This window comes from Tatumella citrea, from assembly GCF_002163585.1.
GTDB classification, from domain to species: domain Bacteria; phylum Pseudomonadota; class Gammaproteobacteria; order Enterobacterales; family Enterobacteriaceae; genus Tatumella; species Tatumella citrea.
On sequence record NZ_CP015579.1, the window covers coordinates 1,001,089 to 1,024,350 of the forward strand.

At 47.5% G+C, this 23,262-nt stretch carries 23 protein-coding genes; 20 read left to right on the forward strand and 3 right to left on the reverse strand.

Annotated elements, in window-relative coordinates; genetic code table 11:
* The first annotated feature begins 67 nt into the window (after positions 1 to 67).
* Positions 68 to 874 (forward strand): nucleoside triphosphate pyrophosphohydrolase, encoded by an 807-nt coding sequence (gene mazG, locus A7K98_RS04715; RefSeq protein WP_087487535.1) that lies wholly within the window; start codon positions 68 to 70, stop codon positions 872 to 874.
* A 48-nt stretch (positions 875 to 922) separates the two neighbouring features.
* Here the strand turns inward: mazG and A7K98_RS04720 are convergent, their stop codons facing one another.
* Positions 923 to 1,375 (reverse strand): cupin domain-containing protein, encoded by a 453-nt coding sequence (locus A7K98_RS04720; protein WP_087487536.1) that lies wholly within the window; start codon positions 1,373 to 1,375, stop codon positions 923 to 925.
* 430 nt (positions 1,376 to 1,805) lie between these two features.
* On the opposite strand from A7K98_RS04720, the gene pyrG reads away from it, so the two are divergent.
* A complete protein-coding gene (gene pyrG, locus A7K98_RS04725) occupies positions 1,806 to 3,443 on the forward strand; it encodes a glutamine hydrolyzing CTP synthase (RefSeq protein WP_087487537.1) in 1,638 nt (545 codons plus the stop codon).
* Between the two features lie 87 nt (positions 3,444 to 3,530).
* Positions 3,531 to 4,832: a phosphopyruvate hydratase gene (eno, locus tag A7K98_RS04730; RefSeq protein WP_038018348.1), complete on the forward strand. Its 1,302-nt coding sequence runs from the start codon at positions 3,531 to 3,533 to the stop codon at positions 4,830 to 4,832.
* Positions 4,833 to 4,891: 59 nt separating this feature from the next.
* Here eno and A7K98_RS04735 read toward each other — a convergent pair whose 3' ends face one another.
* Positions 4,892 to 6,283, reverse strand: a complete 1,392-nt coding sequence (locus tag A7K98_RS04735) for an aminotransferase-like domain-containing protein (RefSeq protein WP_087487538.1) — start codon at positions 6,281 to 6,283, stop codon at positions 4,892 to 4,894.
* Positions 6,284 to 6,746: 463 nt separating this feature from the next.
* Between A7K98_RS04735 and A7K98_RS04740 the strand changes: the two genes are divergently transcribed.
* The 15 genes from A7K98_RS04740 to queE all read left to right on the forward strand — a co-directional run bounded on the left by A7K98_RS04740 (position 6,747) and on the right by queE (position 19,043).
* Positions 6,747 to 6,995, forward strand: a complete 249-nt coding sequence (locus A7K98_RS04740; RefSeq protein ID WP_087487539.1) for a Flp family type IVb pilin — start codon at positions 6,747 to 6,749, stop codon at positions 6,993 to 6,995.
* Positions 6,996 to 7,053: 58 nt separating this feature from the next.
* Positions 7,054 to 7,467, forward strand: a complete 414-nt coding sequence (locus tag A7K98_RS04745; protein WP_157665863.1) for an A24 family peptidase — start codon at positions 7,054 to 7,056, stop codon at positions 7,465 to 7,467.
* A 12-nt stretch (positions 7,468 to 7,479) separates the two neighbouring features.
* Positions 7,480 to 8,253 carry a CpaB family protein gene (locus A7K98_RS04750; RefSeq protein ID WP_087487541.1) on the forward strand — a complete coding sequence of 258 codons (774 nt, stop codon included), beginning with the start codon at positions 7,480 to 7,482 and terminating at the stop codon, positions 8,251 to 8,253.
* A complete protein-coding gene (locus A7K98_RS04755) occupies positions 8,250 to 9,608 on the forward strand; it encodes a type II and III secretion system protein family protein (protein WP_087487542.1) in 1,359 nt (452 codons plus the stop codon). Before A7K98_RS04750 ends, A7K98_RS04755 begins: the two co-directional genes overlap by 4 nt.
* Before the next feature lie 10 nt (positions 9,609 to 9,618).
* On the forward strand, positions 9,619 to 10,044 hold the full coding sequence (locus A7K98_RS04760) for a hypothetical protein (RefSeq protein WP_087487543.1): 426 nt from the start codon (positions 9,619 to 9,621) through the stop codon (positions 10,042 to 10,044).
* Between the two features lie 32 nt (positions 10,045 to 10,076).
* On the forward strand, positions 10,077 to 11,216 hold the full coding sequence (locus A7K98_RS04765; RefSeq protein WP_087487544.1) for a hypothetical protein: 1,140 nt from the start codon (positions 10,077 to 10,079) through the stop codon (positions 11,214 to 11,216).
* Positions 11,217 to 11,218: 2 nt separating this feature from the next.
* On the forward strand, positions 11,219 to 12,490 hold the full coding sequence (locus A7K98_RS04770; protein WP_087487545.1) for a CpaF family protein: 1,272 nt from the start codon (positions 11,219 to 11,221) through the stop codon (positions 12,488 to 12,490).
* Positions 12,491 to 12,494: 4 nt separating this feature from the next.
* The gene (locus A7K98_RS04775; RefSeq protein WP_087487546.1) at positions 12,495 to 13,430 is read left to right on the forward strand and encodes a type II secretion system F family protein; all 936 of its coding nucleotides are present in this window, start codon (positions 12,495 to 12,497) and stop codon (positions 13,428 to 13,430) included.
* Positions 13,431 to 13,432: 2 nt separating this feature from the next.
* Complete coding sequence (locus A7K98_RS04780) at positions 13,433 to 14,284, forward strand: type II secretion system F family protein (RefSeq protein ID WP_087487547.1); 852 nt, start codon at positions 13,433 to 13,435, stop codon at positions 14,282 to 14,284.
* Positions 14,285 to 14,312: 28 nt separating this feature from the next.
* Positions 14,313 to 15,029: a tetratricopeptide repeat protein gene (locus A7K98_RS04785; protein ID WP_087487548.1), complete on the forward strand. Its 717-nt coding sequence runs from the start codon at positions 14,313 to 14,315 to the stop codon at positions 15,027 to 15,029.
* Positions 15,030 to 15,049: 20 nt separating this feature from the next.
* On the forward strand, positions 15,050 to 15,562 hold the full coding sequence (locus A7K98_RS04790) for a TadE/TadG family type IV pilus assembly protein (protein WP_087487549.1): 513 nt from the start codon (positions 15,050 to 15,052) through the stop codon (positions 15,560 to 15,562).
* A gap of 1 nt (position 15,563) precedes the next feature.
* Entirely contained in the window at positions 15,564 to 16,136 is a 573-nt protein-coding gene (gene tadF, locus A7K98_RS04795; protein ID WP_157665865.1) for a tight adherence pilus pseudopilin TadF, read from the forward strand.
* A 13-nt stretch (positions 16,137 to 16,149) separates the two neighbouring features.
* Positions 16,150 to 16,551 carry a hypothetical protein gene (locus tag A7K98_RS04800; protein WP_087487551.1) on the forward strand — a complete coding sequence of 134 codons (402 nt, stop codon included), beginning with the start codon at positions 16,150 to 16,152 and terminating at the stop codon, positions 16,549 to 16,551.
* Between the two features lie 47 nt (positions 16,552 to 16,598).
* Entirely contained in the window at positions 16,599 to 18,263 is a 1,665-nt protein-coding gene (locus tag A7K98_RS04805) for a TadE/TadG family type IV pilus assembly protein (RefSeq protein ID WP_087487552.1), read from the forward strand.
* 108 nt (positions 18,264 to 18,371) lie between these two features.
* Positions 18,372 to 19,043, forward strand: coding sequence for a 7-carboxy-7-deazaguanine synthase QueE (queE, locus tag A7K98_RS04810; RefSeq protein ID WP_087490362.1), 672 nt, complete (start codon positions 18,372 to 18,374; stop codon positions 19,041 to 19,043).
* Positions 19,044 to 19,093: 50 nt separating this feature from the next.
* Here queE and queD read toward each other — a convergent pair whose 3' ends face one another.
* Positions 19,094 to 19,456 carry a 6-carboxytetrahydropterin synthase QueD gene (gene queD, locus A7K98_RS04815; RefSeq protein ID WP_087487553.1) on the reverse strand — a complete coding sequence of 121 codons (363 nt, stop codon included), beginning with the start codon at positions 19,454 to 19,456 and terminating at the stop codon, positions 19,094 to 19,096.
* Positions 19,457 to 19,729: 273 nt separating this feature from the next.
* On the opposite strand from queD, the gene cysJ reads away from it, so the two are divergent.
* Both cysJ and cysI read left to right on the forward strand, forming a co-directional pair.
* Positions 19,730 to 21,541 (forward strand): NADPH-dependent assimilatory sulfite reductase flavoprotein subunit, encoded by a 1,812-nt coding sequence (gene cysJ, locus A7K98_RS04820; RefSeq protein WP_087487554.1) that lies wholly within the window; start codon positions 19,730 to 19,732, stop codon positions 21,539 to 21,541.
* Complete coding sequence (cysI, locus tag A7K98_RS04825; protein ID WP_087487555.1) at positions 21,541 to 23,253, forward strand: assimilatory sulfite reductase (NADPH) hemoprotein subunit; 1,713 nt, start codon at positions 21,541 to 21,543, stop codon at positions 23,251 to 23,253. Before cysJ ends, cysI begins: the two co-directional genes overlap by 1 nt.
* Positions 23,254 to 23,262 lie beyond the last annotated feature (9 nt).

Here is a 23,262-nt window from a genome sequence, read left to right on the forward strand (position 1 = left end):
GCGGTGACTCTGTGCTGCCAGAGTCACCGCGATAGTCTGCTCACCCTCCTGATTTCCGGACTGACCAATGAATGAATCACAAACTGCTCTTCAACGCCTGCTAACCATCATGCAACAGCTACGGGACCCACAGCAGGGCTGCCCGTGGGATAAACAGCAAACCTTTGACAGTATTGCCCCCTATACCCTGGAAGAGACCTATGAAGTTCTGGACGCAATTTCCCGCAAAGATTTTGTCGGTTTGCAGGAAGAACTGGGGGATTTACTGTTTCAGGTAGTGTTTTACGCTCAGATGGCCGGAGAGCAACAGCTGTTTGACTTTTCGGATGTATGTAACAGTATAAGTGCCAAGCTTGAGCGCCGTCATCCGCATATTTTTGCCGGCAATGACAGGCAAGATATCGCAGAGATTAACCATCACTGGGAGCAACTGAAACAGCAGGAACGCCAGGACAAAGCACTCTCTTCTGCGCTGGATGATATACCGCGTGCGATGCCAGCCTTAATGCGGGCTTATAAAATCCAGAAACGCTGTAGTCATGTCGGATTTGACTGGAAGGAAACCGGCCCCGTACTGGATAAAGTGCACGAAGAAATTGCTGAAGTGATGGAAGAAGCAAACCGCCCAGTCATTAATCCACAACGACTGGAAGAGGAGATTGGTGATCTGCTGTTTGCCACGGTCAACCTGTCCCGTCATCTTGGCAGTAAGGCAGAAACGGCATTACAAAAAGCCAACGATAAATTTGAAAAGCGTTTTCGCCAGGTAGAACAGATTATTGCCGATCAAGGGATGACGATGCAGGAAGCCAGCCTGCAGCAAATGGAAGACGCATGGCAACAGGTAAAAAGCCTGGAAAAGGCAGTTTGCTGAATATCCTCTGAGAAACATCCGGCCTCTGAAGAGGCCGGAAAGCTGCCGTTAATATTCGCCTTTTTCTCCGGGCGCCGGAATAAAGGTTGGTTTTCCTTTCACGCCTGAGTAAGTCAGGATGAGCACTGTGGGTTGATCACCACTGACCCCGCGATGAATTGAACCTACCGATTCGGTGAATGCTTCTCCCTGCTTAAACGTATGCGATTTTCCGGATGCCTTATCCTCCAGGGTCAACTGTCCCTGCAACACATAGCCTGCGTTAGGAAAACTGTGTTCATGCCATGGCAGAGCAGAGTTAGCCGGAATCGTCAGTTTGATCACCGTCAGCTCAGGACGCTGAGTCGGATAATGCTGATAAGGCTTTCCATTCCAGGATGACTGGCTTTGTACCAGGATATCCGCCTTGCCTGACGCAGTAGGTGGTTCAGCCGCCAGTGACATTACTGAGACGGATAACAGGCCGGCTGTAATTAAAGGTATGGCAGAAAATTTTTTCATGTTGACCTCATCTGACGTTACTTTGTAGAGAGTCAGGCTAGAGGAATTATTTGTAACACTCCATTAACAAATAGTGAGTGTGACCGTTCACTTTTTGGTATACCGATTGGCTGGCCAGAGTCGAACCGGTTGTTGCGGTAAAATAGTTCACTAAAGTATTATCGTTATTTTTAACCTTCAGCGGTCAGATTTGCCGGCTGGCAGGATTAATTATGATTTTATTCTTTAGCTAACTCGTTTCAGCTTTTTCGCAAAATCAGGCGGAATTGTGATTGAAATCAACCTCTGAGGCACTTTTTTACCGTAGTGTGTCAGTTACGCAGAGTGAAGAGTCTTTGAATCATCATTTGTGGCGGATGCGCCTTTCAGGTAGACTGTGTTCCCGTCCTGGTGATTCCACCATCTTTAAACCTTAACTCTCAGGTTCAGCATGACAACGAACTATATTTTTGTGACCGGCGGGGTCGTTTCCTCTCTGGGTAAAGGCATTGCTGCAGCCTCCCTGGCAGCTATTCTTGAAGCTCGTGGTCTGAAAGTGACCATTATGAAGCTTGACCCTTATATTAACGTCGATCCTGGCACCATGAGCCCAACTCAGCATGGTGAAGTATTTGTCACTGATGATGGTGCAGAGACGGATCTGGACTTAGGTCACTACGAACGTTTTATCCGTACCCGGATGTCCCGTCGTAATAACTTCACCACCGGGCGTATCTACTCTGAAGTGCTACGTAAAGAGCGCCGTGGTGACTACCTGGGTGCGACGATTCAGGTGATCCCGCACATTACTAATGCTATCAAAGAACGCATTATTGAAGGCGGCGAAGGCCACGATGTAGTACTGGTTGAAATTGGCGGTACGGTAGGTGATATCGAATCTCTGCCATTCCTCGAAGCTATCCGTCAGATGGCTGTTGATGTAGGCCGTGAGCATACTCTGTATATGCATCTGACGCTGGTTCCATACCTGGCAGCAGCCGGTGAAGTAAAAACTAAACCGACGCAACATTCTGTTAAAGAATTGTTATCGATCGGAATCCAGCCAGATGTGCTAATCTGTCGTTCAGACCGTGCAGTGCCTGCTAATGAGCGCGCAAAAATTGCGTTGTTCTGTAACGTATCAGAGAAAGCAGTTATCTCTCTGAAAGATGTAGATTCCATTTATAAAATCCCTGGCATGTTGAAATCGCAGGGGCTGGATGATTTTATCTGTAAGCGGTTTAACCTGAATGCACCACAGGCAGATTTGTTAGAGTGGGAGCAGGTGATTTACGAACAAGCCAATCCGGGTGGTGAAGTGACTATCGGGATGGTGGGTAAATATGTAGAACTGCCTGATGCATATAAATCAGTGATTGAAGCACTGAAACATGCGGGGCTGAAAAACCGTGTGACAGTGAACATTAAACTGATTGATTCACAGGACGTTGAAACCCGTGGTGTTGAATTACTGGCTGGTCTGGATGCAATCCTTATCCCTGGCGGATTTGGTTCACGCGGGATCGAAGGTAAAATCATCACGGCTCAATATGCCCGTGAGAACAAAATTCCGTACCTCGGCATTTGCCTGGGGATGCAGGTTGCACTGATTGAGTTTGCCCGTAACGTGGCAGGCATGGCCGGTGCCAGTTCAACTGAGTTTGAACCGGACTGCAAATACCCTGTGGTTGCGCTGATTACTGAATGGCGTGATGAAGAAGGCAATGTTGAAGTACGCGATGAGCAGAGTGATTTGGGCGGTACCATGCGTCTGGGTAGTCAGGCTTGTCAGCTGTCAGAAGACAGCCTGGTAAGCAAACTGTACGGTGCTCAGACAATTGTGGAACGCCATCGTCACCGCTATGAAGTCAATAATCTGTTACTGAAGCCTATTGAAGCCGCAGGTTTACGGATTGCGGGTCGTTCCGGAGATGACCAACTGGTAGAAATTATCGAAAACCCAAATCATCCATGGTTTGTGGCCTGCCAGTTCCACCCGGAATTTACCTCGACACCGCGTGATGGTCACCCGCTGTTTGCCGGATTTGTGAAGGCATCGGTGGACTATCAAAAAAGTCTGGCGAAGTAAGCTTATCACTGCAACGCGCGAACTTTTCGCGCGTTGCTTGTCTTAGGATTGAGAAGTTTTAGCTTAACTTGTACTGAGGAAAAACGAATGTCCAAAATCGTAAAAGTCATCGGTCGTGAAATTATCGATTCACGTGGTAACCCGACTGTTGAAGCAGAAGTACATCTGGAAGGTGGTTTCGTTGGACTGGCAGCTGCACCGTCAGGAGCTTCTACGGGTTCCCGTGAAGCGCTGGAACTGCGTGATGGCGATAAATCTCGTTTCCTGGGTAAAGGCGTGACTAAAGCAGTCGCTGCCGTTAACGGGCCAATTGCTGATGCGGTGACCGGTAAAGATGCCAAAGACCAGGCGAACATTGATAAAATCATGATCGAACTGGATGGTACCGAAAACAAGTCTAAGTTTGGTGCTAACGCAATCCTGGCGGTATCACTGGCAGCAGCAAAAGCCGCTGCAGCTTCTAAAGGCCTGCCTCTGTACGCACATATTGCTGAACTGAACGGTACTGCCGGCAAATTCTCTATGCCATTGCCGATGATGAACATCATCAATGGTGGTGAGCATGCAGACAACAACGTTGATATTCAGGAATTTATGATCCAGCCGGTTGGCGCTTCCAGCATTAAAGAAGCTATCCGCATTGGTTCTGAAGTTTTCCACCACCTGGCTAAAGTTCTGAAGGCTAAAGGCCTGAATACCGCAGTGGGTGATGAAGGTGGTTATGCACCTAACCTGGCGTCTAACGCAGAAGCATTAGCAGTTATCGCAGAAGCGGTAAAAGCAGCAGGTTATGAGCTGGGTAAAGATGTGACTCTGGCGATGGACTGTGCTGCGTCTGAGTTCTACAACAAAGAAACCGGTAACTATGAACTGAAAGGTGAAGGTAAAACCTTTACTTCTCAGGAATTCACTCATTACCTGGAACAACTGACTCAGCAATATCCAATTGTATCTATCGAAGATGGCCTGAACGAATCTGACTGGGAAGGTTTTGCCTACCAGACTAAAGTTCTGGGCGATAAGCTGCAGTTAGTTGGCGATGATCTGTTCGTCACCAACACCAAAATCCTGAAAGAAGGGATTGAAAAAGGTATCGCTAACTCTATTCTGATCAAATTCAACCAGATCGGTTCTCTGACCGAAACTCTGGCTGCGATCAAAATGGCGAAAGATGCCGGTTACACTGCGGTTATTTCTCACCGTTCAGGTGAAACTGAAGATGCTACCATCGCTGACCTGGCGGTAGGTACTGCTGCAGGTCAAATCAAAACCGGTTCAATGAGCCGTTCTGACCGTGTAGCTAAGTACAATCAGTTGATTCGTATTGAAGAAGCTCTGGGCCAGAAAGCTCAGTTCAACGGCCGTAAAGAGATTAAAGGTCAGGCATAATTCATTGCCCTGAACTCTTTATGAAAACCCTCGGACATTGTCTGAGGGTTTTTTTTGCATTATGAATAGAGTGGTGCAGACATCATTAGCTGGTGATTTATTTTCTCTATCTCATTTATGCTTAGTAAGCTAAACGGATAGATCATACTTTGCTGTTTTTGCCCTTGTTCCCGTGGGATATGACGAAAAATATCCAACGGGAAAATAGTGTGGTTAAGCAACTCTTCAGGCATTTGCTCTACTTCTGCCCGGAAAGTCAGAAATCCGGCATTATTCGTTCCGTAAGACAGCGTTTCGGGCCACAGTTGTTGAATACCTTCCAGCGCCAGTAGTGCTTTATGCTTGCGTGTTTGCAGGCTTTCGGTCAGATATTTCATAAAGTGGGATGAATCGAAAAATGCGCTTAGCAGGGATCTGGTCAGCGGATTGTTTTCACTACTCAGTAACGGCTGGTATTGCTGCATTAGTTGCATAAATGAGAGAGGGGCAACAAGACAGCAAATATTCATTCCGTTGCCGGTCAGTTCTGCCAGATGGGTCAGATAGATAATTTGCGAATCGGGATAATGCTGGCTCAGGGCCGGGATCACCGACTGACCAAACCCCAGCATAGCAGAGCTATCATTTTCGATGATCATTGCATCATGTTGAACTGCCCACTGACAAAGTTTTCGCCGTCTTGTCATGCTCAGACAGCTGCCGGTTGGGAACTGAAGTGCCGGAGAAGTAAAAATCAGGTCTGCACCCTGAGTGGGAAAATCATCAACCCGAATACCCTGCTCATCGACACTCACCGGAATGACCTGAAAGTTAAGGCAGCGGAATAATTCCTGCACATTCGGCGCACAAGGGTCTTCCACCAGAATTGTTACGTTTTTCCGCTTACTGGCCAGTGTTTTACCAATCAGCAGCAATGCTTCCTGCATTCCGGACAGCATCATCAGATTATCCGGCTGCAGTGAAACTCCCCTGGAAATCCGGATAAACCGACACAGGCTTTTTCTGAGTTGTTTGTCGCTCACATCACTCTGATTCCAGCCCGCCGGATGTCTGGCAGAACTATTATTCAGGCACCAGCGACGAATAAAGTGTTTTGGTAATTGCATCCGGTGATGGTGTTCGAGCCACTGATAAATACGGGTGGCCGGATATCTGTTCTCGTCAGAATGCAGGATCTCCTTCCCGAATGTATCTCCGGCTACCTTACTTACGGAGAATTCGGTTAGTTCTGGCGTCCCTGTGACCAGGTAGCCACTGCGTTCATGTCCCTGAATATATCCCAGACATTCAAGGCTCTTATAAACCAGCATGACTGTTCCACGGGATACTTTATAGCGATCACTCATTGCCCGGATTGAAGGCAGAAAATCACCACGTTTCAGAGTACCAACGAAAATCATTTGACAGACGTCATCAATGATCTGTTGTTTAATAGTTTGTTTGTTCAGCATTTAAACATGTTCCCTATGAATATCACTGAATTACCTTTTTATAAATATCATGCAATACTATAAGCTCGCAAGATAAATAAATTAATGTTATCGGTTTGTGTTTAATTATTGTTTGCCTGTTATCTTTATATCGATTGCTTTCACCTTAACTGAGGTCGAATAGTGATATTCAGGTAATAATCATCTCGTTAATGAAATATTCTGACAGGGGAATGTATCGGTTCCTGTAACGTAGCGTGATAGATGGGGGGCTCCTGCGATTAATTTCAGTGTGGGATGCTATAATGGTCAGAATTCTTTTCAAATAAGGCCAGTGACATTTTTAAATTTCACTTTTGTTACTTGTGTATCCATGAACTGAACGTATCATCAGGTTCGTTATCCGGGACTCCGGATAATATAAGGTGAAGGATTATTGTTAACTATATTTAATAGATATCATTGTATTTAAGGATGACTAGCCATGATTAACCAACTAAACTCATTATCATTAAAAGCACAGATTGCTGTTAAAGAAGGCACCCATCGTGCCATTAATGCGTTGTCAAAAGAAGACGGTGTTACCGCGATTGAATATGCAGTTATTGCGGTAGCTATTAGTACCATGTTACTCGGCTTGTTTGGTTCAAAGGATGCATCATTCCTGAAAGCGATTACCGATAAGTTCGAGTTGCTGGGTAACAATATTACTAATGCGAATAAAGCACCGTAACGGATAACAGAGAAGGGGGCGAGTCAGGCCTCCTTATTGTTGTATAAATGATATGACGATGTTCATCTATAGTCTGCTGGTGCTGCTGTTGTTGTCGGTTTGCTATACCGATATATCCTCCAGGAAAATAAAGAACAATACAGTGATGTTGGTGGCACTGTTATCGTTAATTATCGCTGTTACGATAAATGGTAATGTGAATATACTCTGGCCATTAATGACACTGATTGTGGGGATGTTGCTGGTAATAGCTAATGTAATAGGTGCCGGTGATATTAAACTTATTGCTGCACTCAGCCTCTCAATTCCGGCAGATCAGATGGTAAATTTTTTATTCCTGGTTACATTGTCCGGAATACCATTGATTCTGATCGTTATTTTTTTACGACTGCTGCATAAAGGGAGCAGGAAGATGACACTGCCCTATGGGGTTGCGATTAGTTGCGGTTATTTACTTCTTCATTTGGGATAAACAGGACCTCCAGTGAACCAGAGACTCTTAGTAATTCTGGCTGTTTTATTACTTATTGTCGGCGGGGTGGGATTGCTGATGAGTAACGGTACGCCGACTCCGGAGTCCGTAACTCCTCAGGCTGCTTTCCGGCAGGTGAATTATTTTATCAGTGAAAAAGTACTCCCCGCAGGCAGCTTGTTACGGGATGAAGATTTCGCCATGAAGAGCGAATCTTTACCGGCAGAGGGTCCGGAAGTGGCAGAAATAACTGCTGACTCACTGCGCGGTATGTTTCTGCTCACCGATAAGAAACCTGGCGACCGTATTCTGGTGAGCAATGTTAGCCCTGACGATCCCAAAAATAAACTGGCTGCCGCAAATATGACTCGTTATAAAACGGTCATTAATGAGCCATTTACCGGCGCAATACATCAGTTACGTCCCGGGGACTATGTCGATGTTTATTTGAGGTTTGTGACAGAAAATCCCCCGGCCCGGAGTAAACGCAGTGAAGGTGTTTTACAGGGGGATTCGTCACTAAATTTTTTCCGGATCTTTGAAGCCCGGCGGGTCATTAGCTACCCCGGTAAGGCGGTTGAAACGCTGCTGGATCGCCAGCCATTACTCGAAAGTAGTGATAAAAATAAAGTGACGGGGAATCTGTCACTTGATCTTGAGCTGAGTTCCGGAGATCTGAAACGGTTATACAGGGTGACCCGTAAGTATGAAGTGATTCTGTTCCCGACGGGTCAGGATAAAGCTAAGCGGAAAACTCTCAGTGCAACGCAAGGAACAGCACAATGAATTGCCTGACCCGATGTGTGCCTCAAACTCACCGATTACGGCTGTGGTCTGTTTGCCTGTTACTGGCCGGGCTGCTGTTGCCGTTATCCTGTTTCGCCGAAACGGTTTATCTGTCAAAAGGCGGGGCGCGGACTCTGAAAATGAATACGGTGATTGATACCGTATTTACCACCGACCCGGAAATTGTTGATTACAACCTGATCAGTGACCGGGAAGTGGTGATTTACGGGATTCAAAACGGGATTGGCGAAATCCTGCTGGTGCAGAATGATGTTACCCGCAAAATTAAAGTTGTGGTTGATCCGTTGGTAGGTAAGCTTGCACTGCAAATCCAGGATCAGTTTCCAGGTTCGACCATTGAGCTGAAGAAAGTCGGGGACAGTTACATACTGGCGGGGATAGCGGTTGATGAAGAGAGCCGCGATGCCATTTACCAGATTGTCGGTGAGGCGCTGGGAATGGAAGCTGAAATCAATGATATCACTATTAAGACTGAATATACCGGTGACTTAAAGGTACCGTTACTCAGGCAGTTGCAGTACAAAAAGCTGCAAAACCGTATGCGTCTTCCTCAGGCGAATCAGGTCAATGTCAAAATTTCGGTGGTTGAACTGAATAAAACCTACAGCGACAACCTGGGAATTGAGTGGGGGCAGGCGCTGGATACCGGGAATTTTGTACTTAATAAACTGAAGTTTAATGCCAGTGAATTAACCTCAATGATTCATGCTCTGGGGAATGAATCGGTCGCCAGAGTGCTGGCGGAGCCCAACTTATCTGTTCTGTCCGGAGAAACGGCGGATTTTCTGGTAGGGGGGGAGATTCCCATGGTGACCAGCTCTTTAAATGGCACTACGGTCGATTATAAAGAGGTCGGGGTCAGGATGACCATTGGTGCCAAAGTCGAGAACAGCCAGAAGGTCAAACTGATGATCTACCAGGAGGTCAGCAATATTGATACTCAGTCCAGCTCAGCCGGTACAACTTATTATCTGCCGGCACTGAAATCCCGTAAAGCCAGGACCACGGTAGAACTGGCCGACGGTGAAAGCTTTGTGCTGGCAGGATTACTCAGTGAGACAGAACAGGAGGCACTGAAGAAAGTTCCGTTTATCGGCGACATTCCGGTGCTGGGGGCATTTTTCCGCTCTACTTCTGCTCAACGGGAAAAAACCGAACTGGTGGTGGTGGCCACTATTAATCTGGTCAGGCCAGTGTCTTCAAGCCAGGTGACATTACCGGCCTGGCAGCGCAGCAGCCTGCTGGAGCGCTATTTTAATATCAGTAATGTGACAGGCAGTAGCGCAGAAAAGGGTGTCATCAGTTTTATCGAGCAGGGTGGTTTTATTTATTAGTGAGGCGATTATGCGGCAATGGATTCTGCTGTTGATTGGATTATGGAGCTGTGCCGGGGTGGCCGCTCAGGGGTATCAGTTTGAGCTCAAAGGGCGCAATGATATTGATCAGGAGATTCTGGTCGCCGAGGTGGTTTCATTTCATCAGTTTCTCGGCGGCTCGATCTCTGTGCAATGGTATCTCAATGATGCCGATGCACTGGCAGAGCGTCTGAAGCAGCGGTTGATTAATGCCGGAATTTCACCCAACCGCGTCCTGTTACAGAAAAAACCGGCGCAGAACACGGCCTCTCCGGTTGCACTGGCCAGTATCACCATTAATACCCAAAAAAATGATGCGTTGTGTCAGTCGAGGAAAAGTACTTACCAGTTTGACAGTTATCCGGAGCTCGGATGTGCGGTAAAAAACAACCTTAATTCGTCGTTACGTCAGTAAATTGCTGATTCACAGACCGGCAGGGAGGCCGAATGCTGTTATTTTCCTCGAATCAAAAAAGCCAGCAAGTACATACCGAAAGTGTTCTGGTGGTTGCTGCAGATCAACAGGTGATGGAAAAAATTTGCGAACAACTGGCAATCAGAGATACCGGGGATATCCGGTGTTTTTCAGGTTCAGTGGGGCAGCTTGAGAATTATACCGAATCTACAGATGTGGATGCGGTCGTTTTTGAAGTCAGTGATTTTGATACTCCTGAATCAATCGCGCAACTGATGAATTTGCATGTTTCACGTACTGCAATCCGGGTGGCAGTCGGACATCGTGATTCTTTGATACTGGCTGACAGTTATCTGCAAAAACAGATTTCTTACTGCCATTACCCGTCCCAACTGAACCGGATTGCGCCGCTGATTGTGGCAAAAGGTCAGACCGGCAGAGAAGCAAACAGTGCTGTGAAAATGGCTATTCTGGGCTGCAAAGGGGGAATTGGTACTTCATCCCTCAGTTATTACATTGCTGAAGATATTGCCAGACGTCGCCAGTCACCAACCTTACTGGTGCAGGGGGCAGGTGGCAGCCGTAATCTGGACCTGATTTCCCGGGTATCAATCAGCAATGAAATTACACTGCTACAGAACAACTTTTTTGCGATGTATGAAGAAAACAATCATGCCTGGTTTTTTAACGATCCAGTCTATGACCGCCATCAGTGCGTAATTTTTGATTTTAGTGCCTTCAATGCTTCCGACCAGGATATCGAAAATGTTTTGACCCACTCTGATTGCGTTCTGTTGATCTGTGACCGTAACCTGGCATCGGTACGGGTGGCGAAAAAAATACTCGAAGCAAATGCCCACCTGCAAAGCAGCAATAACGGTCTCAGACGTCTCTATCTCTGCTTTAACCAGCATCATCCGAAAGTCAGCAGTGAAGTTAATGCCCGTGAAGCCGGAGATCTTATCGGACAACCCGTTGATATCATCGTCCCTTATTTGCTAAAAGCCGGGGATCCTTCAATGACTCTGGACTTCAGTGGTAAGAACAAGACTGTGCTGGAAAATCTTACTTATCTGCTGTTAGGGAAAAAAAGAGCAGCTAAAGAAAGGGTGGCTAAAGGAAATTCACTTTTTTCAGTCATGAAGAGTCGGCTAACAAGGAAGTCTGATTAATTATGAACCCAAAGTATGCAGAACTTGCCCGGCAATTACGCAGTCTGGCTTTACCCAGGCTTGATCTCGATCAGATAGATAAAATTCTGGATGACCGTAATGCCCTGATCCGTGAAATATCTCAGGTAATCCATCGGACCAGCGTTGAGTACAGCCAGTATCTTCCCTCCGAAGAGACCCGTGAACTGGCATCGTCGATGGCAGATGAAATTCTTGGTGTCGGCCCGTTGCGTGAGCTAATGGAAGATGAATCAGTCAGCGATATTCTGGTGAATGGTCCTGAGCATATTTTCGTAGAGCGGAGCGGAAAGCTGGTGTTAACCGGTAAGCGCTTTGTCGATAACCAGCAGCTTACCGATATTGCTAAACGACTGGTTAACCGGGTTGGTCGCCGGGTGGATGAATCCCAGCCTCTGGTGGATGCAAGGATGGCCGACGGCAGCAGGCTAAATGTGGTCATCAACCCGGTAGCTCTGGATGGTACCTCGATCTCTATTCGTAAATTTAGCAATGTGTCCCGTACCCTGCGTGATTTAGTTAACTGGGGGGCAATGAGCGAACAGATGGCTAATTTTCTGTCAATAGCGGTTCGTTGCCAAAGCAATATTGTCATTTCCGGGGGCACAGGTTCAGGGAAAACTACCTTGCTGAATGCCTTATCTCAGCATATCAACAGTGATGAGCGTGTCATCACCCTTGAGGATGCTGCAGAACTGAAGTTACAACAGCAGCATGTTGTCAGGCTGGAAACCCGAATGGCTGGAGCAGAGAATACGGGGCAGATCACCATGCGTGACCTGATGATTAATACACTTCGTATGCGCCCTGACCGGATTATCGTTGGGGAGTGCCGTGGTGGTGAAACTTTTGAAATGTTGCAGGCAATGAATACCGGGCACGACGGTTCCATGACTACTCTGCATGCTAACTCACCACGCGATGCAGTGGCTCGTCTTGAAAACATGGTAATGATGGCCAATCTCAACCTGCCTATAGAAGCTATTCGTCGCAATATTACCTCTGCGGTTAACCTGATTATTCAGGCCAGTCGCTTACATGACGGTTCGAGAAAAATTACCCATATAACAGAGGTTATGGGTCTGGAAGGCGACACTATTGTGCTACAGGATATCTTTAATTTTTCGGTGGATGACAGTGTTCAGGGGAAAGTCGTCGGGCGTTTTATTACCCCCGGTCTGTCTGGTCGCTCCAGTGTTATTCACCGGGCCAGAGCACATGCCTGTGAAGATCTACTGAAAACGATTTTTGGTTAGTCTGATGAATATACTATTTATTTTGCTAATGGTGATGGCAGTGCTCTTCCTGTTAATTGTCCTGCAAAGAAATATGTTTACCCGCCAGGCGCTCTCTTACACCGGTCAGCGCAAACAGGTACTGATGTCGATCATGAGTCAGAAAACGACGACGGTATCAGAGCAATCAACGGCTATTCTCCGACTGAAAATCGGGTTTACAGATCGGTTGTCTGCGATTTTCCGTGTCTTTTATGGCGGCAGTAGTGCAGCGTTAATTAAAAATTTGTTGATTCCTGTGTTAGTAACCATGGTGTTACTGGCTGTCAATGCAATGTATATCGGATTCCCGCTAAGTTGGGTGTTAGTCGTGGGGCTGATTGCCAGTTATCTGGTCACGTACAAAATCATAAAAAAACGTCGCCATAAGCAGTTTTCTCTCAATTTTAGCGAGGCTCTCACCACTATTGGTGGTGCTATTTCTGCAGGACGGACATTTCTTCAGGCAATGTCCGATTACAGTCAGAACTCCAATAACTCTCTGAGCCGGGAGTTTTCGGCAATTTCCAGGCGGCTGAACTTTGGCGAACAGGCTGAAATAGTGTTTATGGAGTCGTGGCGTAATTATCCGTATCGGGAATATTACTTTTTCATTGTTGCCATCCTGCTGAACATCAACAGTGGTGGGCGTTTACGTGAAGTGCTGAACAAACTGCAGCGTTCTATTTCCAGCGGAGTTGCAATGGAAAAAAAGATGCTGTCGATGACATCTGAAATGCGTATGTCCTCCAAGATCACTGGTGCCATACCGTTTATTTTCCTCGTCCTGCTCAAATTTATCAGTCCTGAAAATTTCCAGTATGTGCTGGAAGATGAAGACGGGAGGATATTGTTGTATTACCTGATTGGCAGTGAAGTTGTGGGCTTGCTGGTGATCAAATTTCTGATGAGGAAACTGTAATCATGAGTCCGGTGCTTATTATGCTGATAGTCGTTGTACTGCTGCTGACCGGCGGCATAGTGCTGAATAAAATGCGGGCTCAGAAGCTAAAGCAATCGTTGGTAGTGGTGGATGCCACTGTGCATAAACTCAAAATTCAGCAGCTAAAAGAACATCATCACACCGAGATGGTACTGGAACAGAATAATCCATTACTGAATATCTACCGCAAGCTGGATGCCAATATAGCCTATAAGGTGATGATGGCCGCAGGCCTGTTTTTGCTGGCAATTCTGTCCGGTAAGCTGACCGGACAGGATCTCGATCGTGCAACATTATTGATGGCGGCAACCATTAGTCTGGTTTCCACCATTATTCTGCCTGGCATGTTGCGATCTGTATTTGTTAAACGACGGGTAAAAGTCCTGAGTGCTGAATTGCCCTGGATGATCGAACTGCTGGCTATCAGCGTGCAATGTGGAATGACCATTGAACAAGCCTTCAAATTTTTATCCGACAAAATGGCCGGTATTAATCCGGATTTTGGACCTTTTATCAGTCGTCTGGTGCGCAGGACCGAAGTCAGTGGCCTGAGTTCAGCACTGGAACACTTTTACCGGGAATTACCGTCGGCTGAGACACGGATGTTTTGCGCGATGCTGCAACAAAGCCTGCAATACGGGTCTTCTATGTACGAACAATTGGTAGAGCTGGCACGAGAAATCAGGGAAGTTCAGATACTGGCGACAGAAGAAAAAATTGGCCAGTTGGGGGCGAAAATGAGTGTGCCGTTGATCCTGTTCTTTATGTTTCCGGTGATCATTATTGTTGCCGCACCGGGACTGATGAGAATGATGGCAAATATGGGAAATTAATCACGTGAAAATGCTAAAACGGACAGCAATGGCAGTTATTCTCTGTGTTCTGGCCGGTTGCAGTCAGACATCCACCACCGTGGCCGGTAAACGGTTTTCTATGAGTAAAGGGATGGTTGATGAACAGCTGCTGCTTAAGACCGGAAATTATGCTGGCCTAATTAAAATCAAGCAGGAAGAGCTGAAGAAGAATAATTCTCCGCAAACCCGTTTACAGTTGGCGGAATATTATTATCTCTCAGGCGACTTTAATTCTTCACTGTTTCATCTACAGAAATTATTAGCCGCTGGTGGTGACCTTAAAGTCTACCTGCTGGAGAGTAAAAATCTGAGCTCGCTAAAAAAATACAAAGAAGCACTTAGCTTTGTGGCGATGGCATTAAATAAAAATAAAAACAATGGAGAGGCACTGAACCTGAAGGGGGTGATTCAGGCTGAAATGGGCGACCTGCAGGGGGCGCTAAACAGTTTTGAACTGGCCAGAAATGCTTATTTCCAGGAGGAGTCGGTAGTTAATAATATTGCCATGATTTACATCGTGCAGAAACGTTATCATGAAGCGGTGCAGATGCTGTTACCGGTGTACTTACGCGGCTACCGTAATCCACAACTGGAGCATAATCTGGCATTTGCCCTGGTGAAAACCGGTGATCTGCGTTATGCCAGAGAGATTATTAAGCGTGGGAATTATGCCAAAAACCCGGATATGTTGGTGGCAGATCTTTTCAGGGTAGAAAGTTTCTGATGTTAATACCGGAGTGAGTTATGCGTACAGTGATCAGGATGATCAGGCGGTCGGTATCCCGTGAGCAAGGGTCCATCACGCTGGAATTTTCATTTATATTTATTGTGTTTGTTTTTCTGGTTTTTCTTATTTTTGAAGTTTGCCGGTATTTATATATCTCTGCCTCGGTGGATTTAACGTTAGCGGAAGCGGCAAGGATCACTTCGCGCACGGAAAATAACGCGGACTACAGTGCGTTATTTACCCGAAATGTGAAAGAACAAAGTGCCTTGTTATCGATGTTTATCGATCCCAGGGATTTTACACTAAAGATTACCTATTGCAGTTCTGTCAGCCGCGCCCTGACAGGGAATTGCAGCACCGGTAATAGCAGTAAATTTCCGTTGGCTGTTTACAGCGCAAGCTACCGCTATCAACCATTGCTGTTTGCATTTGATAGCAATAGCAGCGTGAAGCAGTTACTTACCAGTCTGAACAACTCACTTAATCGCCGGCTGGTGTACGTACAGGAATATGAACGGGGAGATCAGTAATATGGCAGGGAAGAGAGCGCTGTGGCGGCAGGGAAAATCAGAGCAGGGGTCTGTGATAGTCGAAGCTGCTTTTATTTTCCCTCTGCTGGCCATCCTCAGTTGCGGCGCAATGGATTATGGTTTCTGGCTGCTGACCCGCAGCAAAGCTGAGCGGATAACGGCCTCTCTGGCTTCGGTGATCCGCGAGCGTGTCACACTTTATGATGGACGTGAAACCCTAACTTCTGCCGATGTCAGCCAACTGGTCAGTCTGGCCAAATATATGGCAGATGATAAAAGTGTCGACAAATTGTGCGTACAGGTGGAAAGCCTGAGTTTTAAAACCGGCACTACCAGTCCTAAGACCGATCAGTATCAGAAACTGACGGCGGGTGCGGCAAAGTGTGCACCATCGGTCACCGCACTGACCAGTTACAGTGCATTGTCACCGATGAGTATCCGTGGGCGCTGGGTACCTCTCTACCAGGTGACGTTGAGCGTTCCTGCACCAACAGGAAGTATCTCTGCTCTTCTGACAAAACTGGACGCGTTACCCGGGACTATTACTGTTTCCAATATCGTACTGGTGCGTTGAACAGAGGCTACCGATGAAAAGATGCTTCCACGCACTGCTAATCGCCGGTTGTTGTGTAACCCTGGCAGCGGCGGCGGCCGGTAAGCGGGCAGTACGTACCAGCTCTGCAGAGAGCAGGCCACAGGCTATCATTTTTATCGACAGTAATACCCCTGCAGATAATCGTATTAGCAGAGAGATAAACCATCAGCTTTATCTGAGCCCGACCCTGGCACGACAGCTGGATGTCATTTTGATAGACATTAATCCGTCAGGATTCAGTTTGTCAGGTGCAGCAAGATTCCTGAAAGATCCTTCGGGAGTATGGGTCGAGAAATACCGGCCGGCAGGCATCCCTGAGTTGTTTTGTCTGCAAGGAACTCGCCGGCAATCTTATAAATTAACTACAGCGGAAGACATACGGAAATGTTTATAAAAAGGCTGTTGTCTGTACTTCGCCGGTTCAGGAGTGAAGGTGGCGTCATGATTGTCCCCCTGGCAATTCTACTGCCAATTGTATTCGGCCTGATGACTTTAGGGATTAACAGTGTATCAATGATGGCCAACAGAGCACGTCTGGCAGATGCATCATCTGAGGCTACGCTGGCGGTCTCAGCAGCTACTCTGGCAAATGATACTCAGAGTGTGAGTGGGCGACAGGAAATAGAGAGAAATCGCGATATGGTGGTGTCGTGGATGAAATACTATTTTCCGGGAATGAAATCGGTCCCTGAGGTTAATTTTACGGTAGCAGAAGGGCAACATCTTGCCGGTTCAGATACCCGTTATACCTATTATGATGTCGACATTTCGCTGACTCTGCCGCAGTTATTTACTTACCAGCCAGTTACCTCCGGTAAATCTGACTATAAACTGAAAGCGGGTAACGGCCATGTGAACAAATATGTGTCTAAACCGGCAGATTATGTGTTTGTGGTCGATTTCTCAGGTTCTCAGGCGGGGGGGAGAATTGCCATACTCAAAAGTGTGTTTGCGGAAATTACCGATTTTGTACTGACAAACAGTCCGGAATCGAAGATCGCTATTGTACCGTTCAGCACCGGGGTGTCAGTTGTTATGCCGGGAACGAACCAGCGTGGTGGTCAGAATATGGGGTGTTCAGTACTGTTTGTACCGAATTCTGACTGGAATATTAATTATGCCTTCTGGGGAGATAAAAAGGTCTCCACCAGCTACGCCAGAAAGCCGCTTAAAACCCAAACTTATTATATGGATTCAGCTCGTTATTCTTTTTATAAGAAATATGTGGCCGCTTCTCTCCCAACGATTAAAGAGGCAGAAATGCAAAACCGTTGGTGCCGCAAAAACTCTGCTTATGGTGTAAATGAGGGACAGATGCAGTATTCCTGTTTTGACCCGCGGGATAAATATCCGGATCCTAATGACCCCAGAAATAAGCTCGAAGATATATTTAGCAAGGAATCGCAGGGATTGATTGAGCAGGAATATGCAAAGGCTGCAAAAATATTCTCCCGTCAGGCCGTTACTTTCACTATTGAGCACGATGAATCAATCAATTACCCGGCAACACTGGAAAAAATGTTCGGTAATGAAGCTATAATCACTTTCCCTTTGCTCTGGACTCCTTACGACTCAGCCGACTATCGTCCCTGGCATTATATGTGTCGCCAGGCTGGCTGGTGGAAACATAAGGCAGGAAATGACCTGACTAAAGAAAGTGCTCTTTCCTGGCTGATTCCTCTGACAAACTCAAAGACTGAGTTAGATCAGTTCCAAAAAATGGACCCCGTGGGCGGGACGCATCTTTCCTCAGGGCTGATTCGCTCAGTGCCGGTAATGATGGAGGGTACTAACCGCCGTAAGGTATTTATTATGATGTCAGATGGTGATGATAGTCCCTATCCGAAAATTACTACCGATAAGTGGCTGAAAACCTATAATCTTTGCCAGAAGATTGAAGAGGGAATTCTGGCCCGCTCTGAAACTAATGCCTCTAAGGTAGAAATTTATTATATCTCTACAACGAATGCTTACACCTGGGTTGACTACTGGGCCAACAATTGCACCGGCCCGGCACGTTCTAAAACGGCAAGCAAGCGTGATGATTTAGTGAAGCTGATTAAAGGGATTATCACTGATGAAACCGGCCATCTGGCGGTGGATTAAATCAGACCATTACCGGTAGTTGCAGATTGTGCCGCAGGATCAGACATGATCTGCGGCGCAGTATCTGTAATAATAGCCGATTACTTAATCACGACTATTGAGCCAGTAATGCAGTACCCGATTAACGAAATGTTTCAAACCCTTCAGGGTGAAGGTTTTTTTACCGGAGTTCCGGCTATTTTCATTCGCCTGCAGGGTTGTCCTGTTGGCTGTTCCTGGTGTGACACCAAGCATACCTGGGAAAAATTGCCTGAAAATGCAGTTCCGGTGGGCGATATTCTGACCAAAACGGTCGAAAGTGATCAATGGGGCAATGCAGAAGCTCTGACTATCCTGAAAATGATCAGTGCTCAGGGCTGGACAGCCCGACATGTGGTGATTACCGGCGGAGAACCGGCAATCTACGATTTACGGCCACTCACTGAGGCACTGGAAGCTTTCGGCTACCGGTGTCAGATAGAAACCAGCGGAACCCATCCGGTGCAGTGTTCTGAAGACACTTTTGTCACCGTCTCTCCGAAGGTCAATATGCGTGGTGGTTATGACGTTCTGACTCCGGCACTGTTTCGTGCTGATGAAATCAAGCATCCGGTGGCACGGCAGCGGGATATTGATGCGTTGGATGAGTTGCTGGTTAAAATTCAGGACGATAAATCACGGGTGATTGCATTGCAGCCGATCAGTTGTAAACAGGATGCGACAGAGTTATGCATTAACACCTGCATCGCCAGAAACTGGCGACTCTCTATGCAGACTCACAAATATCTGAATATTGCCTGACCATCGTACCGGCGGGAAAGACAGAGCGGATCACTGTTGATCCGCTGTGATTATCCGCGATAGGTACAGCCTGCGGTACAGGTCTCTTTAATCATTACAGCGCTAAGCAATGGCAGGACAGGTTTCATTTTCTGCCAAATCCATATGGCCAGTACTTCACTGGTGGGATTTTCAAGCCCGTCAATTTCGTTCAGATAATGATGATCGAGTTGTTCGTAAAGTGGTTTAAAGCGCGCTTTCAGCTCGGCAAAATCCATCACCCAGCCGGTATGTGGATCGACTTCGCCGGTAATTTCCAGACGAACCAGAAATGAGTGACCATGCAGGCGGCCACATTTATGTCCGTCGGGGACATGTGGCAGGTAGTGGGCAGCTTCAAACTGAAATTCTTTGAATAATGTGGTTACAGACATAATGGGTTCCAGGCGTTAAAGGCGCAGATTCTACCGTAAAACCTGGGTTATCTCACATTTTTCCCCGGTAATTTTCCTCCAACCCACCTCAGGCCATCTGTCGCAGCCATCCGGGATTCTGCTTACCACTTTTTCTGGTTAATACTACCGATAAAACCATTTAGCTAATTTGGTTATGTGATATGCATAAGCCGTCTTTAACATGCATAATTTTGTGGTTAACCTTACAGTCTTTATTCCTTTTCCGCCGATGATACTGGAATCATAAACGCAATGACCAATCAGGCCCCACAGCTTCCGCTCTCGGCGGAACAGCTGGCACAACTACAAAAGACAACACAGGATTTTTCCGTTACCCAGCTGGCCTGGCTTTCCGGCTATTTCTGGGGACGGATCAGTGGTGAAACAATTGCTCAGCCTGGTTCTGCAGCTCCGGCTACGACCAGCGCAGTGAGTCAGGCCCCTGCGGTTACCGTACTCTCTGCGTCGCAGACCGGTAATGCGCGTCGGCTGGCAGAACAGTTACGCGATGATTTACTGGCCGCCGGAGTCACCGTCACTCTGGTTAATGCCGGAGATTATAAGTTTAAGCAGATAGGGCAAGAGAAATTACTGCTGGTTGTGACCTCAACTCAGGGGGAAGGTGAACCTCCGGAAGAGGCCGTGGCGTTGCATAAATTCCTGCTGTCGAAGAAAGCACCCAAATTCACCGATACTGCGTTTGCCGTATTCGGGCTGGGTGATACGTCTTATGAGTTTTTCTGCCAGGCAGGTAAAGATTTTGATCAGCGTCTGGGTGAGCTGGGTGCAGAACGTTTGCTGGCGCGGGCCGATGCGGATGTCGATTTTAAAGCCACTGCAGATAAGTGGCGTCAGGAAATTGTTGCCCTGTTGAAACAACGTCTGCCCGCCTCTACCGCCGCCCAGGTTTCGCTGGCAGCCAGCGGGGCCACCGATGAAATTGACAGTACGCCGTATACCAAAGAACAGCCTCTGGTAGCCTCCCTGTCGGTCAATCAGAAAATTACCGGGAACGATTCAGAAAAAGATATCCGCCATCTGGAGATTGATTTAGGTAGCTCAGGATTGCGTTACCGGCCGGGAGATGCGTTGGGTATCTGGTATGAAAATGATCCTCAGCTGGCAGAAGAGCTGCTCGGATTGTTATGGCTGGACGGTTCACAGGAAATCAGCCTCAAAGGTGAAACACTGCCGCTGGCCGTTGCGCTGCAACAGCATTTTGAGCTGACGGTGAATACACCACAAATTGTCGAAAAATATGCCCATCTTTCTGGCAACAGTGAGTTACTGGCGCTAATCAGTGATAAAGCGGCATTACAGGCCTATGCACAGCAGTGGCCGATTGTCGATATGGTACGACATGCCCCTACTGAATTGCATGCTGAACAGTTAACCGAACTACTGCGGCCCCTGACTCCGCGCCTTTACTCTATCGCCTCTTCACAGGCTGAAACCGAAGATGAAGTGCATATTACGGTGGGTGTGGTGCGTTACGATATTGAAGGCCGTGCCCGCAGCGGTGGAGCTTCTGGTTTCCTCGCCGATCGTTTACCGGAGGAAGGCGAAGTCCGAGTGTTTATCGAGCATAACGATAACTTCCGTTTGCCGGAAGATCCTGAAGCCCCGGTGATCATGATTGGACCGGGGACCGGAATTGCCCCGTTCCGTGCTTTTATCCAACAGCGTGACAATGATGCTGCCGGCGGGAAAAACTGGCTGTTCTTTGGCAACCCGCACTTTACTGAAGACTTCCTGTATCAGGTGGAATGGCAGAAGTACGTTAAAGATGGTCTGCTGACTAATATAGATCTGGCCTGGTCGCGTGATCAGCAGCAGAAAATCTATGTCCAGGACAAACTGCGTGAGAAGGGAGCAGAAGTCTGGCGCTGGATTGCAGAAGGTGCTCACCTGTATGTCTGTGGTGATGCTGGCCGGATGGCAAAAGACGTTGAACAGGCGCTGGTGGACATTATTGCCGAACACGGACAGATGGACAGCGAATCAGCCGACGAATATTTGAGTGAGCTGCGCATAGCGCGCCGTTACCAGAGAGATGTGTACTAATGAGTAATAAAAATCCAGGTCCACTCGTGGTGGAAGGCAAGCTTGCCGACGCAGAACGTCTTAAAAAAGAGAGTAACTTTCTGCGTGGTACGATTACTGATGATCTGACTGACGGCCTGACAGGCGGTTTTCGCGGGGATAATTTTCTGCTGATCCGTTTCCACGGAATGTATCAACAGGATGACCGTGATATTCGTGCGAGCCGCGCCGAACAGAAACTGGAACCACGCCATGCAATGATGCTGCGTTGTCGGTTGCCTGGGGGAATCATTACGCCCCAGCAATGGCTGGCGATCGACCGTTTTGCCAGCGAAAAAACCATCTATGGCAGTATTCGTCTGACCAACCGCCAGACTTTTCAGTTTCACGGTATTCTGAAGAAAAATGTGAAACCAGCGCACGAGATGCTGCATGAGGTCGGGCTGGATGCATTAGCAACTGCTAATGATGTAAACCGTAACGTGCTCTGTACCTCGAACCCGGTAGAGTCGGAACTGCATCAGGAAGCTTACGAATGGGCAAAACGCCTGTCTGAACATCTGCTGCCACAGACCCGTGCTTATGCAGAAATCTGGTGGGATCAGGAAAAGGTTGCCACTACTGATGAAGAACCGATTCTGGGTTCTACTTATCTGCCTCGTAAGTTTAAAACCACGGTAGTGATCCCACCGAATAATGACGTGGATCTGCATGCTAACGACATGAACTTTGTCGCAGTGGCAGAAAACGGCAAACTGGTTGGCTTTAACCTGCTGTTAGGTGGCGGACTGTCTATCGATCACGGTAATAAAGCTACCTATGCCCGCACCGCCAGTGAAATAGGCTTCCTGCCACTGGATAAAACCCTGGATGTTGCTGCTGCAGTGGTCACTACTCAGCGTGACTGGGGTAACCGCACCGATCGTAAAAATGCCAAAACCAAATACACTCTGGAACGTGTTGGTGTTGATGTGTTTAAGGCCGAAGTAGAGCGTCGTGCCGGCATCACTTTTGAAGACATTCGTCCTTATGAATTTACCACCCGTGGCGACAGATTTGGCTGGATTAAAGGAATTGACGGAAAATGGCATCTGACGCTGTTTATCGAAAATGGCCGTCTGCTGGATTCACCGCAACGGACGCTAAAGACCGGTATTGCCGAAATTGCTAAGATTCATCAGGGCGATTTCCGGCTTACCGCTAACCAGAACCTGATTGTGGCGGGTGTTCCTGAGCAGCAAAAACAGGCTATTGAAGATCTGGCCCGTGCTCATGGTTTGATGGAGTCAGTGACTGCTCAGCGTGAAAACTCTATGGCCTGTGTCGCTTTCCCAACCTGCCCGTTGGCGATGGCAGAGGCTGAGCGTTTTCTGCCGGCTTTCGTCGATGAAGTTGAAACCATTATGGCCCGCCATGGTGTTGCAGAAGAGCACATTGTTTTACGTGTTACAGGCTGCCCTAACGGTTGTGGAAGGGCACTGCTGGCAGAAGCGGGCTTAGTCGGTAAAGCACCTGGCCGCTATAATCTGCATCTGGGCGGGAACCGCATCGGGACCCGTATTCCACGTATGTATCGTGAAAATATTACCCAGCAGGAAATCCTGGCTGTACTGGATGAACTGATTGGTCGCTGGGCAAAAGAACGTCAGTCCGATGAAGGTTTCGGTGACTTTGTGATTCGTGCCGGGGTAGTCAGACCGGTGCTGGATCCTGCCCGGGACTTTTGGGAATAACGGAGGAAT